16 protein-coding genes are annotated in these 16,922 nt (G+C 62.0%); 11 read left to right on the plus strand and 5 right to left on the minus strand.

Annotated elements, in window-relative coordinates; genetic code table 11:
• Positions 1–20 precede the first annotated feature (20 nt).
• Positions 21–2,021, minus strand: coding sequence for a protein-L-isoaspartate(D-aspartate) O-methyltransferase (locus NKI63_RS01730; protein ID WP_352820298.1), 2,001 nt, complete (start codon positions 2,019–2,021; stop codon positions 21–23).
• A 305-nt stretch (positions 2,022–2,326) separates the two neighbouring features.
• Between NKI63_RS01730 and NKI63_RS01735 the strand changes: the two genes are divergently transcribed.
• Together NKI63_RS01735 and NKI63_RS01740 are read left to right on the plus strand one after the other, a co-directional pair.
• Positions 2,327–4,738, plus strand: coding sequence for a phosphoketolase family protein (locus NKI63_RS01735; RefSeq protein ID WP_352820300.1), 2,412 nt, complete (start codon positions 2,327–2,329; stop codon positions 4,736–4,738).
• Entirely contained in the window at positions 4,738–5,919 is a 1,182-nt protein-coding gene (locus tag NKI63_RS01740) for an acetate/propionate family kinase (RefSeq protein WP_352820362.1), read from the plus strand. Before NKI63_RS01735 ends, NKI63_RS01740 begins: the two co-directional genes overlap by 1 nt.
• Positions 5,920–5,953: 34 nt before the next feature.
• Here NKI63_RS01740 and NKI63_RS01745 read toward each other — a convergent pair whose 3' ends face one another.
• Together NKI63_RS01745 and NKI63_RS01750 are read right to left on the minus strand one after the other, a co-directional pair.
• Positions 5,954–7,036 carry a sensor histidine kinase gene (locus NKI63_RS01745; RefSeq protein WP_352820302.1) on the minus strand — a complete coding sequence of 361 codons (1,083 nt, stop codon included), beginning with the start codon at positions 7,034–7,036 and terminating at the stop codon, positions 5,954–5,956.
• Positions 7,037–7,166: 130 nt separating this feature from the next.
• Positions 7,167–7,382 (minus strand): KTSC domain-containing protein, encoded by a 216-nt coding sequence (locus NKI63_RS01750; protein WP_352476940.1) that lies wholly within the window; start codon positions 7,380–7,382, stop codon positions 7,167–7,169.
• Positions 7,383–7,510: 128 nt separating this feature from the next.
• Here NKI63_RS01750 and NKI63_RS01755 point away from each other — a divergent pair, with 128 nt between their 5' ends.
• On the plus strand, positions 7,511–8,128 hold the full coding sequence (locus NKI63_RS01755) for an alpha-ketoglutarate-dependent dioxygenase AlkB (protein WP_352800983.1): 618 nt from the start codon (positions 7,511–7,513) through the stop codon (positions 8,126–8,128).
• A gap of 42 nt (positions 8,129–8,170) precedes the next feature.
• On the opposite strand, the gene NKI63_RS01760 is transcribed toward NKI63_RS01755, so the two are convergent.
• The gene (locus tag NKI63_RS01760) at positions 8,171–8,635 is read right to left on the minus strand and encodes an NUDIX hydrolase (protein WP_352820304.1); all 465 of its coding nucleotides are present in this window, start codon (positions 8,633–8,635) and stop codon (positions 8,171–8,173) included.
• Positions 8,636–8,760: 125 nt separating this feature from the next.
• Here NKI63_RS01760 and ku point away from each other — a divergent pair, with 125 nt between their 5' ends.
• The 4 genes from ku (at position 8,761) to NKI63_RS01780 (ending at position 12,082) form a co-directional block, all read left to right on the plus strand.
• Positions 8,761–9,594 carry a non-homologous end joining protein Ku gene (ku, locus tag NKI63_RS01765; RefSeq protein WP_352820306.1) on the plus strand — a complete coding sequence of 278 codons (834 nt, stop codon included), beginning with the start codon at positions 8,761–8,763 and terminating at the stop codon, positions 9,592–9,594.
• Between the two features lie 93 nt (positions 9,595–9,687).
• Positions 9,688–11,088 carry a PAS domain-containing HWE histidine kinase family protein gene (locus NKI63_RS01770; protein WP_352820307.1) on the plus strand — a complete coding sequence of 467 codons (1,401 nt, stop codon included), beginning with the start codon at positions 9,688–9,690 and terminating at the stop codon, positions 11,086–11,088.
• Between the two features lie 75 nt (positions 11,089–11,163).
• Positions 11,164–11,535, plus strand: coding sequence for an avidin/streptavidin family protein (locus NKI63_RS01775; RefSeq protein ID WP_352820309.1), 372 nt, complete (start codon positions 11,164–11,166; stop codon positions 11,533–11,535).
• Between the two features lie 130 nt (positions 11,536–11,665).
• On the plus strand, positions 11,666–12,082 hold the full coding sequence (locus tag NKI63_RS01780; protein ID WP_254815772.1) for an HD domain-containing protein: 417 nt from the start codon (positions 11,666–11,668) through the stop codon (positions 12,080–12,082).
• Positions 12,083–12,113: 31 nt separating this feature from the next.
• Here NKI63_RS01780 and NKI63_RS01785 read toward each other — a convergent pair whose 3' ends face one another.
• A complete protein-coding gene (locus NKI63_RS01785) occupies positions 12,114–12,524 on the minus strand; it encodes a DUF427 domain-containing protein (protein ID WP_352820311.1) in 411 nt (136 codons plus the stop codon).
• A 180-nt stretch (positions 12,525–12,704) separates the two neighbouring features.
• On the opposite strand from NKI63_RS01785, the gene NKI63_RS01790 reads away from it, so the two are divergent.
• The 4 genes from NKI63_RS01790 to NKI63_RS01805 all read left to right on the plus strand — a co-directional run bounded on the left by NKI63_RS01790 (position 12,705) and on the right by NKI63_RS01805 (position 16,921).
• Complete coding sequence (locus NKI63_RS01790) at positions 12,705–13,520, plus strand: endonuclease/exonuclease/phosphatase family protein (protein WP_302893445.1); 816 nt, start codon at positions 12,705–12,707, stop codon at positions 13,518–13,520.
• Positions 13,521–13,583: 63 nt separating this feature from the next.
• Positions 13,584–14,984: a phospholipase D family protein gene (locus NKI63_RS01795; RefSeq protein ID WP_352820313.1), complete on the plus strand. Its 1,401-nt coding sequence runs from the start codon at positions 13,584–13,586 to the stop codon at positions 14,982–14,984.
• Between the two features lie 472 nt (positions 14,985–15,456).
• Positions 15,457–15,759, plus strand: a complete 303-nt coding sequence (locus NKI63_RS01800) for a hypothetical protein (protein ID WP_352507049.1) — start codon at positions 15,457–15,459, stop codon at positions 15,757–15,759.
• A 190-nt stretch (positions 15,760–15,949) separates the two neighbouring features.
• Positions 15,950–16,921 carry an SDR family oxidoreductase gene (locus NKI63_RS01805; protein WP_352820314.1) on the plus strand — a complete coding sequence of 324 codons (972 nt, stop codon included), beginning with the start codon at positions 15,950–15,952 and terminating at the stop codon, positions 16,919–16,921.
• The last annotated feature ends 1 nt before the right edge of the window (position 16,922 follow it).

Here is a 16,922-nt window from a genome sequence, read left to right on the forward strand (position 1 = left end):
TTCCCCAAGTTCCAGATTCGCTACAGCCCGAAAGGATAAGTCTCGGGAAGGCCTGTCCCCGCATGCTCCGGCCCAAGCGGCGTCACGGCATTGGTCTCATCGAACCAGACGAAAGCATCGAACTGGCGGGCGAGCGAGGCGTCGGCATAGTGGCTGTGGAGCTCGGTCTCGGGCCGGTAGATGACGCCGATAAAGCGTTCCAGCCGGCGCTCCAGAAGCCGTTGGCGCAGCGTGTCGTCGCGCTCGAAATCGAGCAGGAAAGGCGAGACGCCGCTGTCGTGGCAAAGCCGCTCATAGCTGTCGTTGTGGGAAGGCCGAACCGGTTTCACTTCCATGTCGCCGTCCCAGTCGGTGGCAGCGGCCACCATCCCGGAATGCGTACTGAGCCCAATCAAGGCAACCTCGTCGCCAAGACGCTGGCGGCAGAGCTGGCCGATGTTCAATTCGTCCCTGACGATCCCCATCTCGGTATAGCGGGCATCGCCAATATGGGAATTATGCGCCCACACCACCGCCTTGGCGTTCGGGCCGCGGGCCTGCAGCAGGTGCTCCAGCGTTTCGAACATGTGGGTGTCGCGCAGGTTCCAGGATTGCGCGCCGCCATAATACATGGTGCGGTAATAGCGCTCGGCGGAGGCGACCAGGCGGGCGTTCTGGGTGGCGTCGAGGAAATCGAACCCGTCCTGCTGCGCATAGTCGAGCTCTCTGGCAAGCAGTTCCCGGCATTGCTCGAGCACGGCCTTCTCGCATTTCTGGTAGCCGGAGGTGAGTGCGACACGGCCATAGGTGGCCGGGTCGTTCTGCCACGGCGTCAGGCAGCCGTAGCGTTCGCGTGCGATCCTCGCCGCCTGCGGATCGACCCGGTCGAGATATTGCAGGACCGCCGCGATCGACCCGCCCATATTGTAGATGTCGAGGCCATAGAACCCGGCCCGCCGGGAGGATATCCTGATCCGCTCGTTATGCTCTCGCATCCAGTCGACGAACGCAGCGACGTCGGTGTTGCGCCACATCCAGGTGGGAAAGCGCTGGAACGGCGGATCGGCGCCCGGCCGTGGTGGCCGGTGGCGCACGTAACGGTCGATCGCCGCGGCATCGGGCCAGTCGGCCTCGACCGCGACGATGGTGAAGCCATGCTTCTCGATCAGCCTGCGAGTGATCGCCGCGCGCGCACGGTAGAACTCCGACGTGCCGTGGCTGGCTTCGCCGAGCAAGACGACGCGGCGGTCGGCAAACCGGTCGAACAGCGCACCGAAGGCCGGATCGTCGAAATCCGGAAGCGGTTCGGCGGCGGCCGCTATCATCTGCGGCAGGCTGCTCCTGCGCTGATGCCGGTGCGGAAGATCGGCCGCTATCTGGCTGTCGCTGCCTGGCTCGCCCCAGCCTTGCTCGCCGATCAGCGGAACAAACCGCACGCCGCCGAAATCCTCCTCGGTGTAAGTTGCTGCGCCGGTCCGGGTGACCTTGAGCAGGCGCTGCGCGTCGAATTCGTCGCCGACCGGGATGATAAGCCGGCCGGCGACGTCGAGCTGTTCCTGCAGCGCGAGCGGTGCGCCGGGTCCAGCGGCGGCAACCAGGATAGCATCGAAGGGTGCAGCCTCTGGCCAGCCCTTGGTGCCGTCGCCAGTGCGGACTTCAATATTGTCGTAGCCAAGCTTTTTAAACCGCTGCCTTGCCGCTTCAGCCAACGCGGCGTGGCGCTCGATGGTGTAGACACGTTCGACGATCCGGCTCATTACGGCAGCCGCATAGCCCGAGCCGGTGCCGACCTCGAGAACATGGTCACCGGCTCCGACTTCGGCCATTTCGATCATCAACGCAACGATATAGGGCTGCGATATCGTCTGACCTTCGGCGATCGGCAGCGGCCCGTCTTCATAGGCAAATTCTTCAAAACCGGGCTCGACGAAAGCCTCGCGCGGGACCTCGCGCATCGCCTGAAGGACATTGCGGTCGCGAACGCCACGGCGGCTTAGGTGAATGTCGACCATTTGGTTGCGGGCATGGGAGAGATCGAGCATTTTTTGCTCCTCCTACGGGCCTCCGCCACAATCGCCCAAGCTGCTCAAACGGCACTTTGGCCAGTCGATGTCCCCGGGGCCTCGGCAGTCCCCTTGGATTCATGCAATACGGTGCATCTTCCTAACCGTTGGCAAGCCCCGAGGTTCCTCAAAAGACCGATCCGCTTTTTATCGGGCGAGGCGGATTGCAGGATCGGCGAGCGGGAGCTGGCCGTGCCCGCCCAAACTTATTTCGAGGCAAATCCTTTCTCCGAGGCGACGCCACTCCAGATAACGACGGACGAGGGTATTCCGGAGGCATTTCCATGAACGACGAGGCCCGCACCACTGCGCAAACAACCGGCCTTGACCAGATGGATCTGATGGACCGCTACTGGCGCGCCGCGAACTACATTTCGGTTGGCCAGATCTATCTGCTCGACAATCCGCTCTTGCGCGAGCCCTTGCGGCCCGAGCACATCAAGCCACGGCTGCTCGGCCATTGGGGCACGACGCCCGGCCTCAATTTCATCTATGTGCATCTGAACCGGATCATCCGTGGACGTGGTCTCGATGTTCTGTTCATCTGCGGGCCGGGTCACGGCGGCCCGGCAATGGTCGCGAACACCTGGCTCGAGGGCACCTACAGCGAAATTTATCCCGAGATCGGCAGGGACGAAGACGGCCTGCGAAAGCTGTTCCGGCAGTTCTCGTTCCCCGGCGGAGTGCCGAGCCACGCGGCCCCGGAGACACCCGGCTCGATCCACGAAGGCGGAGAGCTCGGCTATGCGCTGGTCCATGCCTTCGGCGCCGCCTTCGACAATCCGAACCTTGTGGTTGCCTGCGTCGTCGGCGACGGCGAAGCCGAGACCGGCCCGCTCGCCGCGGCCTGGCATTCCAACAAGTTCCTGAACCCGGCATCCGACGGTGCCGTCCTGCCGATCCTGCATCTCAACGGCTACAAGATCGCCAGCCCGACGATCCTCGGCCGTATGGAAGACGAGGCGTTGCGCAGCCTGTTCCTCGGCTATGGCTACGAAACCTTTTTCGTGGAAGGCCACGAGCCTGCCCCGATGCATCGGGAGATGGCCCGCACGCTCGATACCGTGCTCGACCGGATCCACTCCATCCAGGAGCCTGCACGAGCCGCGGGCTGGAAGGGAGAGCGGCCGCTGTGGCCGATGATCGTGCTGCGCAGCCCAAAGGGCTGGACCGGGCCGAAAGAGGTCGACGGCAGACGAGTCGAGGATTCCTGGCGTTCGCACCAGGTGCCGGTGTCGAACGCGCGCGGCGACGCGGCGCACCGCCAGATCCTCGAAGACTGGATGCGCAGCTACGAACCGAAGACGCTGTTCGATGAAGGCGGGCATCTCCTGGCGGAGATCGCGGCGCTGGCGCCCATAGGGCCAAGACGCATGGGCGCAATCCCCTACGCCAATGGCGGCCTGCTGAAGCAAGACCTCGTGCTTCCCGACTGGAAAGGCCTGGCGCTCGACGTACCGCGTCCGGGCGGCACTGTTGGGGAGGCGACGCGGACCGTGGGGAGCTATCTTCGCGACGTGATCCGCTTGAACGCCGAGGCCAGGAATTTCCGGCTGATGGGACCCGACGAGACGTCCTCGAACCGCCTCGACGACGTGTTCGAGGTTACGGACCGGGTCTGGATGGAGCGGATCGAGCCTTACGACGTTCATCTTTCCCGCGGCGGCCGCGTCATGGAAGTGCTCAGCGAGCACCTTTGCCAGGGCTGGCTGGAGGGCTATCTGCTGACCGGCCGCCACGGCCTGTTCTCGTGCTACGAGGCGTTCGTCCACATCGTCGATTCCATGGTCAACCAGCATGCCAAATGGCTGAAGACCTCCGGCGAACTTGCCTGGCGCAAGCCGATCGCCTCGCTAAACTACCTGCTGACCTCGCATGTCTGGCGGCAGGATCACAACGGCTTCAGCCATCAGGATCCAGGCTTTGCCGATTTCGTCGCCAACAAGAAGGCCGACACGGTAAGGCTCTATTTCCCGCCGGATGCAAACACGCTACTGTGGATAACCGACCATTGCCTGAAAACCTACAACCGCATCAACGTCATCGTCGCCGGCAAGCAGCCGGCGCCGCAATGGCTGTCCGCCGAGGACGCGGAAGCGCACTGCAAGGCCGGCGCGGGCATCTGGGAATGGGCCGGGACGGTTGCCAAGGGCGAAGATCCGGATGTGGTCCTGGCTTGCGCCGGCGACGTGCCGACGCTGGAGACGCTTGCCGCAGCCGACATCCTGCGCTCGGGCGTTCCGGACCTGAAGATCCGCGTCGTCAATGTCGTCGACCTGATGATTTTGCAGTCGAATTCCGAGCATCCGCATGGCTTTGCCGACCATAGATTCGACGCGCTGTTCACCAAGGCCAAGCCGGTCATCTTCGCCTATCACGGCTACCCCTATCTCATTCACCGTCTGACCTACCGGCGCGCCAACCACGACAACATGCATGTGCATGGCTTTCGCGAGGAAGGCACGACGACGACGCCGTTCGATATGGTCGTGCTCAACCAGCTCGACCGCTATCATCTGGCGCTCGCCGCGATCGCGCGCGTGCCGGGGCTGGCCGAGCGGGCGAAGGAGCTTGCCGCGGCGCTGCATGGGAAATTAGCCGAGCACAAAGCCTATGTCCGCGAACATGGCGAGGACATGCCCGAGATCCAGAAATGGTCCTGGCCGCAGGACGGCGCGACAAGGGCCGGCGATTGATGCGACGATCGATCCTTGCGTTGAATGCCGGCTCGTCGAGCATCAAGTTCGGACTTTACGACCTTGCAGCATCCGCCGAGCTGGATCTTGCCTCGCGCGGCTCGCTGGATCTGGGCGATGCGCCAAGGCTGACCGCGAAAGCCGCCGATGGCGAGTTGCAGTGCGATCGGCCACTTGCCGCTGACGCATCACGCGACATGGGCCTCGGCCAGATGCTGCAATGGATCGAGAACGAACTTGGCGGAAGGAAACTGATCGCCGGCGGCCATCGCATCGTCCATGGCGGGCGCGAGTTCGTCGAACCTGTTCGCCTGACGCCGACAGTTATCGAGGCTCTCGACAGACTGACGCCGCTTGCGCCATTGCACCAGCCGCGCAGCCTCACACCAATCCGGGCGCTTGCCACGCTGCGGCCCGACCTGCCGCAGGTCGGATGCTTCGACACGGCCTTCCATAGGACCATCGAGCCTCTGGTCAGCCGTTTTGCGCTGCCGCGCCGCTATGAGGCAGACGGCATCCACCGCTACGGCTTTCACGGGCTTTCCTACGAATATGTCACGGGCCGGCTCAAGCAGATATCGCCCGATCTGGCGGCGAAAAGAACCATCGTCGCCCATCTCGGCAACGGGGCGAGCCTGTGCGCCATGCGCGACGGGAGAAGCGTCGATACGACGATGGGCTTTTCGGCGCTTGACGGCCTGGTCATGGGCACACGCTGCGGCGCCATCGATCCGGGCGTGCTTTTGTACCTGCTGCTGGAAAGAGGTGTTTCGGGAGAGGCGCTGCAAGACATGCTCTACGAGGAATCCGGCCTGCTCGGCGTGTCCGGCATTTCCGGCGACATGCGCACGCTGGAGGCCAGCGACGACCGCCGGGCGCGCGAAGCGGTGGAGCTTTTCGCCTTCCGCGCCGCCAGGGAAGTTGCCGCCCTCGCCAACACGCTGGGCGGGCTGGAATGCCTGGTGTTCACCGGCGGCATCGGCGAGCACTCTGCCGCGGCCCGCAAAGCGATTTGCGGCAGGCTTGGCTGGCTCGGCGTGGCGATCGACGAAGCCGACAACAACTCCCATGAAGCGCTCATAAGCCAGGCGGACAGCAAGGTCGAAGTCCGCGTCATCGCGACCGACGAAGAAGGTGTCATCGCCCGCCACACGCGCAAGGTGATCGACGGGCCTGGCTGATGCGGATGGCCTTGAATGGCGCTTGCTCGGCCGGCTACGTCGCGACGGCGGCCGATCTGTTGAACACGATGGTCACCCGCGTTCCTTTGCCGGGGGCACAATCCACCTCGAACCGGGCTTTGGCATTTTCAATCAGCGATTGAGCGATCAACGCGCCGAGCTTGCCGGGTTTCGGCCAGGTCTCGCCTTCGGGCAGGCCGATGCCGTCATCGGCGACTACGATGCGAAAACCGTCTCCGTCGACGACGCTGCGCAGCGTGATCGCCCCGCCTTCGCGACCCAGAAAGGCGTGTTTCAGCGCGTTCGTCAAAAGCTCATTGACCACCAGACCCGTTGGCATCGCCACGTTGATGGACACGGGATAGGTATCGACCTTCATGTCCAGCCGGATGCCCTGCATGGCGTGCGACGTCATCACGGCGGAAGCGATCTGGCTGAGATAGACGCCAAGGTCCACTTCGGCCTTCTGTTCGTCGACCGACAGCGTCTGGTAGAGAATTGCGAGCGCATCGACGCGGCCGGCGAGGCGCTCGAAGCGTTTCTGATCGGGTGACGCCGCACTGCGGGCCTCCAATCTGATGAGAGCCGTGATCATCTGGAGATTGTTCTTCATCCGATGCTGCAACTCGCGCAGCAGCATGTCCTTTTCCCGAATGCGTTGTTCGATGGCCTCGCTGTCGCTTGCCTTGTGCGCGGTAACGTCGACAAGGGCGACCAGTCGAAAGGACCGTCGCCCGCGCTCGTCCTCGATCAGGTTCGAATAGACATCGACGATGGCTGGCGCTGCGGCAGCACGTTGTATCCTGAATGTTCCCGCACGATCGATATCCTCGACGATGGCCCGGGCCAGCGGCCGGTCCTTGTATTCGCTCAAGCCTTCTCCGCTCAGTGCGGCCCAGTTCCAGCGCTCGAGCTCGGCGACGGATACGCCTGACAATTTCTGGAACTCGGAATTGACATAGACGACACGTTCGTCGCCGCTGAGATTGGAAATTGCGATCGCGATCGGCAGCTGGTCGAGAAATCTCTTGAATTGTTCGCTATCCAGCACGCCCGCCAGATGCGGGGTATCGAGCAATTGCTGGAGCTGCTCGGTTTTTTCGACTTCGGCGGGCATTCCAGGCTTTCGATGTTTCCGGTGAAACCATGATCAATATCAGGTCGCTCACCAACTGCGAAGTCCGCTCATTGCCGCGCGGCTACGAATGGCGGAGAGCCGAGATCATGGTTGAGAAGCGTCGGAAGACTCAGCTCGAATGGCTCTGCTCGACCAGATGGTATTTATACCGGTCGCGAATATGTTCGTTGAAGAACCGGCCCTTCGACGAAGCCTTGCGGAACGCGGCGTGGACCTGCGGCGGAACGTCCTCGTAATCATAGCGGTTTCCGCTCGGGACGAACCACACCGAGAGTACCCTCGTCGCCGGCTGGTAGTCGATGTTTCTGATCGCAGTTGAAGGCATCTCGACAGCTCCAATGCTCGGCAGTGCTCCAATCCACGCCATCGTGTGAATAACCCTGCACGGAGAGCGAGGTTCCTTGCTGCCGAAGCAGCCTTGCCGCTACGGGCCGGCTTCACCAAGTACAGTTGATGCCACCGCTCAAGACATCGGCTGCAGCCCGTCAGGGCGATCTCTTTGCCGCCACCGACGACCTGCCGGAAGGATTCCGCTACCGGCCCGAACTGATCACGCCGGACGAGGAAGCAGCGTTGGCAAGCCAGCTCGACGGCCTGCCTTTTCAGCCCTTCGACTTTCACGGCCATCTGGCAAACCGGCGGGTGGTCGGCTTCGGGCTGCGTTACGACTACGACCGGCGCGAAGTCGTCGAAGCACCGCCGATACCCGGCTTTCTGCTGCCGCTCAGGGACAAAGTTGCAGCCTTTGCCCGCCTGCCGGCCGAAACGTTCGTGCAGGTGCTGATCAACGAGTACCGGCCGGGCGCCGGTATCGGCTGGCATCGCGACAAGCCTCATTTCGAAGTGGTCGCCGGCGTTTCGCTGCTGGCCGCCTGCAGCTTCCGCCTGCGCCGGAAAAACGGCACGCGATGGGATCGCAAGACGGTCACCGTCGAGCCAAGATCAGCCTATTTGATGACGGGTGCTGCGCGCAACGAATGGGAGCACAGCATTCCGCCGGTCGCCGAGCACCGCTATTCGATCACATTACGCACGCTGCGCGCTCAAAATTCGCTTGGGATAGCGCCGTAAGGCAAGCCAGGCGCCGCCCTGAAGTACTGAGCCGATACGATTTCATGGGTCGCCATGCCGACCGGCCAAATCCGCCAGCATGGCGCGCTGGCCTTTCAGTATCTTGAGGTTGGCTTCAGGCACGGAGAACCAGCCCGCTCTGTCGACTTCGGCAAATTCCTTCATCGAGCCGGACCTTGGCGGCCATTCCATGACGAAGGTGTTGCTGCTTATGGCGTCGCTGTCGAAGTCCGCTTCGACGCACCATGCGACGACGAGCTTGCCGCCCGGCTGCCGGTAGCTGCCAAGGTGTTCGAAAACTCCATCGATGGCGACCCCGAGCTCCTCTTCGGCTTCGCGTTTTGCCGCCGCTAGTTCGTCCTCGTTCTCGTCGACCAGGCCCTTCGGGATCGACCATGCGCCGTCGTCCTTCTTCGCCCAGAATGGGCCGCCGGGATGCACCAGCAGCACCTGAAGTGAACCTCGGCTTTGGCGATAAATGAGCAACCCTGCGCTGCGTTTGGCCATTCCGCTATTCCCCTGACGAAAATGAACCGAATGTTCTCGTCCGGGCCGGCGTATGGACCAACCTGCCACGGCGGAACGATTTCGGCTCGCAGCCGTTCCGTCCGTTCGGCAAATGAGTGATTGACATGGCGACGCCGCGAGCTGCCTGGAAGGGCTTTATGAAAGTCGGATCGGTTTCCTGTGGCGTCAAGATCATCGGCGCCGTCAGCGAGGCCGAGAAAGTGCATTTCAGGATCCTGAACCGCAAGGACGGTCTCCCGGTCAAGAGCGCTTATATCGACGAGGAGACCGGCGATACGGTGGAGGCTGCCGACCAGGTAAAGGGCTATGAAGTCGAGAAGGGCGAATTCATCCGCATAGAGCCGGACGAAATCAAGAAACTAAAGATGGTATCGCAGCACACGCTCGAGATCGGCGAGTTTGTGCCCACCGCCGAAATCGACGCACGCTACCTCGAAAAGCCCTATTATCTGGTTCCGGCCGACGCGCCCTCCACTGAGGCCTTCGCGGTGATCCGGGACGCCATGGCCAGGAAGAAAGTGGCAGCCCGCTCCTGCGTCGTGCTGTACCAGCGAGGCCGAGAGGTGCTGATCCAGCCGCTGGGCAAGGGCATGGTGATGACGGAATTACGCAACCACAATGAAGTGGTCGCAACGGACGCGGTGTTCGAAGGACTGAAGGCTCGCAAGGTCGATCCCGAGATGCTGGAAATCGCGCAATTGCTGATCGACAAGAAGCCCACCAAATTCGACCCGTCAAAGTTCGAAGACACTTATGAACAGGCGCTGGTTGCGATGATCGAAGCCAAGCGCAAGGGCAAGAAACCGCCCAAGCCGGCACCTGCGCCGAGGACGAATGTCGTCAACCTCGCCGATATTCTGCGCAGAAGCCTGGCGCAGGAAGGCGGCAAGGCTCCTAACAAAGGTCCGGGAACGGCCGCGAAACGCAGATCAGCCTGAATGTCCGAAAGCGGATCGAACGGAACCGAAAACGCTCGCGCGCATTTAGATGACGTAGCAATCCGTCGGCAAGCCAAGCGGAGCGGGGGACTGGTGGACGTCGTTGATCTAAAGACTGGCGGAATCCCGCAAGTTTCCTCCGCCGATCTGATGCAGGCGTTGCCTGTGGCTGTCTACACCACCGACAGACAAGGCTACATCTCGTTCTTCAACGAAGCCGCTGCCGATCTCTGGGGATATCGTCCGGTTATCGGCCAGGACCGCTGGTGCGGATCATGGAAGCTTCGCCACCTCGACGGACGGCCGATGGCGCACGACGAATGTCCGATGGCCGTTGCCTTGCTGGAGGAGCGGGACGTTCCTGGGGGCCGGGCGATCGCCGAGCGGCCGGACGGCCAGTTCATCCCGTTCAGCGCGCATCCGGTCCTGCTTCGCGATGCGAACGGCGAGGTCGTCGGCGCCATCAACACCTTGCTCGACCTGCGCACCCAGGCGCTGGCTGACGACGCCAACATAAGGCTCGCTGCCATCGTCGAATCCTCGATGGACGCGATCGTGTCGAAAGACCTGAACGGCATTATTACCAGCTGGAACGACGCGGCACAACGCCTGTTCGGCTACACGCCCGCGGAGGCGATCGGTCGCCCGGTGACGATGCTCATCCCGCCCGACCACCTGGATGAGGAAGCCATGATCATCAGCCGCATTCGCGCCGGCGAACGGATTCCTTCATATGAGACTATCCGGCAGCGCAAGGACGGCACCCTGGTTCCGGTTTCGCTCACCATCTCGCCGATACGCGACGGCATTGGGCGTATCGTCGGCGCTTCCAAGATCGCGCGCGACATCAGCCCGCACAAGGACAGCGAACGGCGTATCCGCACACTCATGCGCGAAGTCAACCATCGCGTTAAAAACCAGTATTCGGTGATCGTCTCGATGATCCGCGAGACCAGCAAGCTGGCGGGTACGCCAGAGGCTTTCCTTTCCCAAGTCCGGGAACGCATCATGGCACTTTCGGAATCACACGACCTGCTGGTCGATGCCGAATGGCGTGGCGCGACTATCAGCGAACTAATCCATGCCCAGACCAAGGCCTTCGCGACACAGGACAGGCTGTCGATGAGCGGGCCGATGATCATGCTGCAGCCGAATGCGGTGCAATATCTCGGCATTGCCTTTCACGAGCTGGCCACCAATTCGGTAAAGCACGGAGCGCTGTCGCGCCTTGACGGGCGGGTCGAGGTCGAATGGACCGTGACGCCAGCCGCCGATGGCAGCGACGGCTTCCGCCTTGTCTGGCGGGAACTGGACGGACCATTGGTCGATGAAAACACGCGACGCGGTTTCGGAACGGTCGTGCTCAAACGCGTCACCCCGCAGGCGCTCAGCGGCACCGGCCGCCTGGAATTTGAGAGGCACGGCATCACCTGGACGCTGGAAGCGCCGCTGCGCTTCGTTCAGATGTCGATGGCTGGCATTGCGGCTGATTGAAAGCCGCTATCTCGGCCGCGGCTTGGAGGCCGTGTGGCAACGCAATCGCTATGGCAGCAATCAGGAGGAGCAGCGATGAGTTGGCTGGGCACCTGGCGGAACCAGTACGGGTCGGTCGTCGAACTGACCAGCGAAGAGGGCGGACGGATCAGCGGAACCTTCAGGACAGCGCTAGAGGACAGCGCCTTCTTCGGCACGACGGTGCCGCTGTTCGGAGCCTGCCATGGAGATGTCATCGGATTCACCTGCGCGGCCGAAGGGCGTGTCGGAGCCGCAGCGGTGAGCTATACCGGCATCCTCAGGGAGGGGAAGCTGGAGATGCTATGGCACACCGTTGCGGATGCCGCTTTGTCGGCGGAAAAGGAAGGCGCGCCGGCCCGAGCCAGGAAACTCCCCGCCTGGCGTGCCTTTGGAACCAGCCTCGACAGTTTTGAACGCGTCTCCTGATTATCGCGCCCGCCACCGCGGCATTCAGCTCGCAAGCGAGGCAGCAGGATCCCGCGGCGCGTAGGAACTCGCACTGACAATGGCGCGTTGGTGCGCCAGGACATGCGCTGTTCGTTACGGGATCGACCCAATGAGCGTGCTTTATCGCGCAGCGAAAATCGCCGAACAGGCTCATGCCGGGCAGACGGACAAGACAGGGCGGCCTTATATCGAACATTGCCGCCGGGTCGTCGATGCCGTCGAAACGCTCGACCAGAAAGCCATCGCCTATCTTCACGACGTCATCGAAAAAGGCGACGGTTGGAATCGCGACCGGCTTGAGGCGGCCGGGTTCGGGCCGTCCATCGTATCGGCCGTCGACGCACTGACACGGCGGCCGAACGAGGACGATGCCGTGTTCGTTCGCAGGGCTGCGGCCAACCCGCTGGCGTTGCCGGTCAAGCGCGCCGATCTCGCCGACAATCTATGGCAGGCACGGCAGATCGGTGCCTCGACAGCGAAATACGAAGCCGGCTTGCGCATTCTCAGAGAAGAGTTCGCGAGCTGACGGAAAGCTGACGGCTGTCGCCGATGTGGGTCTATTCGGTGACGTGCGGCGTATGCCGCTTGTCCTCCGCGGGATCGGCCTCAATCCGCGCCCGGCCGGGATCAAACGCACCGTGGCGGGCGATCGCCAGTGCCGCGGTGTCGGGCGTCTCGTAGGCCCACATGAAGTCTTCTGCCGACGAGCCGACCGCATGAACACGCCAATAACTTGCCGTGCCCTTCAGCGGGCTGTGGCTCGTTGTGTTTGTCTTCTCCAGAAGGTCGAAATAGATGTCCTCGAAGGGTATGTAGAAGACAGGATCATGACCGTCTTCGTAGAGCAGCTTTGCCCGCGCGCTCGACGCAATAATGGCGTCGGAGAACCGAACGGTTACGGTTCCATCGAACGGGACAATCCTGAGCGGGCCTGAGCGGGGGGCGGAATTTGCGGCTAAGGGCTGCATTCGACTTCTCCGTAGACTGCGCTGCCCTCCCGAAACGTGTTGTTGCCCGTCAGGGTTCCAGACTCGGGCGCGCCGACGCCGGCGGTGGAACGGTTTTACAAGGTCGTCGTTGTTTCAGACCTCCGCACGCGCCATAATCGCAATGGCCGCCACTCGCCGACTCAACAGCAAATGGATCACATGCTGGATCGATCGCCTACCCTTCCAAGGTCGCTTGGCGCTGCGCTGCGAAGGGAAGTGCCGCGGTTTACGGCGCCCGGCAATGAAATTTCGTGCACCACGGTTGCATCCTACAATGTGCATAAATGCGTCGGCACCGACGGCAGGTTCGATCCGGAGCGGGTCGCGGCCGTGGTCAAGGAACTCGACGCCGATATCATTGCCTTGCAGGAGGCCGACGAAAGAACCGGAAGCAGGCAGGGTTTGCTCGATCTCGCAGCGCTCGAGCGGGACAGCGACCTCGTCCCCACACATGTCCCGGAAAACCGCCGCAGCCATGGCTGGCACGGAAATCTGATCCTGGCGCGCCGCGGCGTGGTCGAAAGCGTGAACCAGATCCGGCTGCCCGGCCTTGAGCCGCGCGGTGCGGTCATCGCGGATCTGGAGCTGAAGGGCGTCTCGCTCAGGATCATAGCCGCACATTTTGGCCTGCTGCGGCGGTCGCGCTCGCAGCAGGCCAACGCGCTGGTCGAAGCCACGCACCCGGTTCTGCGGCCGACAATCCTGCTTGGCGACCTCAACGAATGGCGCGTCCGCAACAGGTCTTCGCTGCTGGCCTTGCTGCCGCATTTCGGTCCGATCGATGCGGTTCTGCCGAGCTTTCCGTCGCGCTTTCCACTGTTTGCGCTCGACCGCATCCTGGCCAGGCCGCCCCACCTGATTTCCAGCATCGAGGTGCACAAGACGCCGCTGGCGCAGCGCGCTTCCGATCATCTGCCGATCAAGGCCCGACTGAACCTGGACGCGATACGGCAGCCGCGACTGCAACCAGAATGAACCTGAAGGGTTGTTAGTCAGATTTCAGATCGTTTGCTTCGCTGATGTTTGCCGGTGCACTTGATGGATACAGCCATTTCGCGGTTTGCCCGGGACAAGATCGCGGCCGGCAATAGCGGGTTGCTGCTGATCGCCGACAATTATGACGCGTTTGCCGCGCGAATCCTTGCTGCGCGCAGTGCCACAAGCAGCCTCGACCTGATGTACTATCTCTGGCACGACGACCATAGCGGCCGGCTGCTGATGCAGGAGGTCGTCAAGGCGGCGGAGCGCGGTGTCCGCGTCCGCATGCTGCTGGACGATATCAATCCGCGCAACAGCGACGCCGCTTACCTGGCGCTCAACAGCTACAAGAACATCGAGCTGAGGCTGTTCAACCCCAGCGGCATGAGGAACGGCAGCATCTTTCGCTCGCTGGAGATGGTCGCCCGGCTGTTTGCGATGACCCGCCGCATGCACAACAAGGCCTGGATCGCCGATGAGGGCCTGGCCATTGTCGGAGGAAGAAACATCGGCGATGCCTATTTCGACGCTGCGGAGACGAATTTTCGCGATCTCGACCTGTTGCTTCTCGGTCCTGCCGTAGGGCAGACGATGCGTATCTTCGAGGCGTTCTGGAATTGCGAGGCGGCAAAGCCGATTCAGCTGCTCAACCCGGCTGCGGTGGGTTCGCGCGCCGATTTCCTCAACAATCTCGATGCGACCACGGATGGCCAGCTTCTGAACAGCCTCAGTGCCTGGCGCACGATCACGGAGTTCGTTGCGGCGCATAGCGACGTCTGCTGGACGAAAGGGGTTCGCGTCATTTCCGATCCGCCGGAAAAGGTGCGCGGCAAGAGGCGCAGGAATTGGCTGACAAAGGAGCTGCTTCCCGCTATCGCGGCGACCAGGCAGCGCCTCGAAATTGTCTCGCCCTATTTCATCCCCAGCCGCACCGGGTTGGCCATCCTGTCGAAGCTGGTGGACCGTGGCGCCGAGGTTGCAATCCTGACCAACTCGCTCGCCGCGACGGACGTCGCCGCCGTGCACGGCGCCTATGCCAAATACCGCCGCAAGCTGCTTAAAAAAGGTATCCAGCTTTTCGAATTGCAGCCCTTCGACCGCCAGGCCAACATCTCCGTTTTCGGCTCAAAGGGAGCCAGCCTGCATACCAAGGCCTTTACGGTCGACGACACGCTGGGGTTTGTCGGTTCCTTCAATTTCGATCCGCGTTCGGTGTCGTTGAATGCGGAAATGGGGGTGCTTTTCCACGATACCAATCTGGTGAGGGAGTTGCGCCGGCTGTTCGAGCACGAAAAGTCACCGCAGACGAGCTACCAGCTGGTCCTGGACAAAGGCGCCTTGCGGTGGCTCGGCTTGGCGGATGGCGAGATGCGGCAATATTCGCGTGAACCGGAGGCCAGTCTCTATCGGCGCATCGTTGCAGCGCTGGTTGGGTGCCTGCCGATCGAATCGCAATTGTAGAAGCGACGGATTTGTCGGAACGCAACTCTTTGCTGGAACGGAACTCCGGGATGACGAGTTGTAACCGTTGTCCGGAGCATGCCGATGAAGACCACGCTATACAGTTTTCTTGCTGAGCTCTTGCCGTTCTGGATGGCGCATAAACGCAAAATGCGCGCCGACCGTGTCGCTGAGCGGCCGACACGATCTGCCGCAGGTGACGATGTTCGGCCGTCAGGCGACCCGAACCGCGCAACACCGGCGCGACGGCGCAACGCGTCTTAGGGCGGGATGCCTGCAAATTACACCCCGCCCCAAATGTCTGGTTAGCGACATTCTGCGACGCCAAATGATTTCGCTTGACTGCAAAGCTCTAGCTCTTTGGCGATCACGCTATCGTTAAGTATCGCTGTTTGAAATTCGGCGTTGCCAAGCATCCATTTTGCAGCACGTACGTTAATGACACTACAGTTTGCCGTTACAGGTGAGCACCATGAGTGCTAATGCGATAGAATTCTTGCAGGACTGGATTCACGAAAACGTTCATGTGCCGCCGCCTCCGATCAGGCTTGAAAAGGAGGCGGAAATCCTCGCCAAGGAATGCAAGCAAGAGGCGGCCAACGCCGGGGTACCCATCGAAGACATCGAGGAAGAGGTTGGCGACCTCAAGGATCTGCTCGTCGCCAAGCTCGAAGACGCAGCCGAGGACGAGGCCAGGCAACTCAATGGCAAGGGCAGCGACATGAATAGAACGGCTGAAGCCAGCGGTCGGGCGACACTGCAGAACAATCTGTGATTCAGGGCGGGCCGAACAAATGCGCCGCTGAGGACGCCGCAATCTCCTGGGCATTTTCAGCGGGTTCGTACTGCAGCGGGTTGCCGTGGCTCAGACTTCGCACGATCCGCTCCGGACTGAAGGAATGACGCCATGGCATAAACCTTTTCGCCGGACATGCGTTGTTGGGTTTCAAGCCAGGGAGATGACCATGCAGATGAAATCGGAAATCGCCGGCGAGGCCGCCAAGCAGCGGCATATCCAGCGCCGTATCGACGAGAAGGACAAGTCCAAATCCAATGGCAAGCAAAAAGGCGCTATGCAGGCCGGCGCCCGCAAATATCCCGAGCCGCCCTTCCCCGAGCAGCACCAGCCCAAGCCGGGGCATGAATGGGCGATCGAGCCGGCGCCGCTTTATGATGCGCCATTTTATATCGGATCGAAAAAGCTCGACGGCAAAGTGGCCGTCATTACCGGCGGCGATTCAGGCATCGGCCGTGCGGTGGCCGTGCTCTATGCGCGTGAAGGCGCCGATGTGGCGATCGTCTATCTCTCGGAGGACAAGGACGCCGAAGAGACCAAAAGGGCCGTCGAAGCCGAAGGCCGGCGCTGCATCCTGATCAAGGCCGATGTCAGCGAACGCGACCACTGCCACAACGCGGTGGCTGAGATCGTGCAGGAGTTTGGGCGCATCGACGTGCTGGTCAACAACGCCGCTTTCCAGATCCACTCCAGCGATTTCAGCGAGCTGACCGAGGAGCATTTCGACACGACGCTGAAGACCAACCTCTACGGCTATTTCCACATGGCGCAGGAAGCGGTACCGCACATGAAGCCCGGTTCGGCAATCATCAATACCGGTTCAGTGACCGGCATCGAGGGCTCGAAGCAACTGGTCGACTACTCCATGACCAAGGGCGGCATTCATGCCTTCACCCGCGCGCTCTCGGGCAACCTTGTCGACAAGGGCATAAGGGTCAACGCCGTGGCGCCGGGGCCGGTTTGGACGCCGCTCAACCCCTCGGACAAGGAAGCCGGCGATGTTTCGAAATTTGGCGCCGATACGCCGATGAAACGGCCCGCCCAGCCGGAGGAGATCGCGCCGGCCTACGTGTTCCTCGCCTCGCCGCACTGCTCGAGCTATATCTCCGGCGAGATATTGCCGATCGTGGGCGGCTACTGAC

It is taken from the genome of Mesorhizobium sp. M0410 (assembly GCF_040321435.1).
GTDB lineage: Bacteria > Pseudomonadota > Alphaproteobacteria > Rhizobiales > Rhizobiaceae > Mesorhizobium.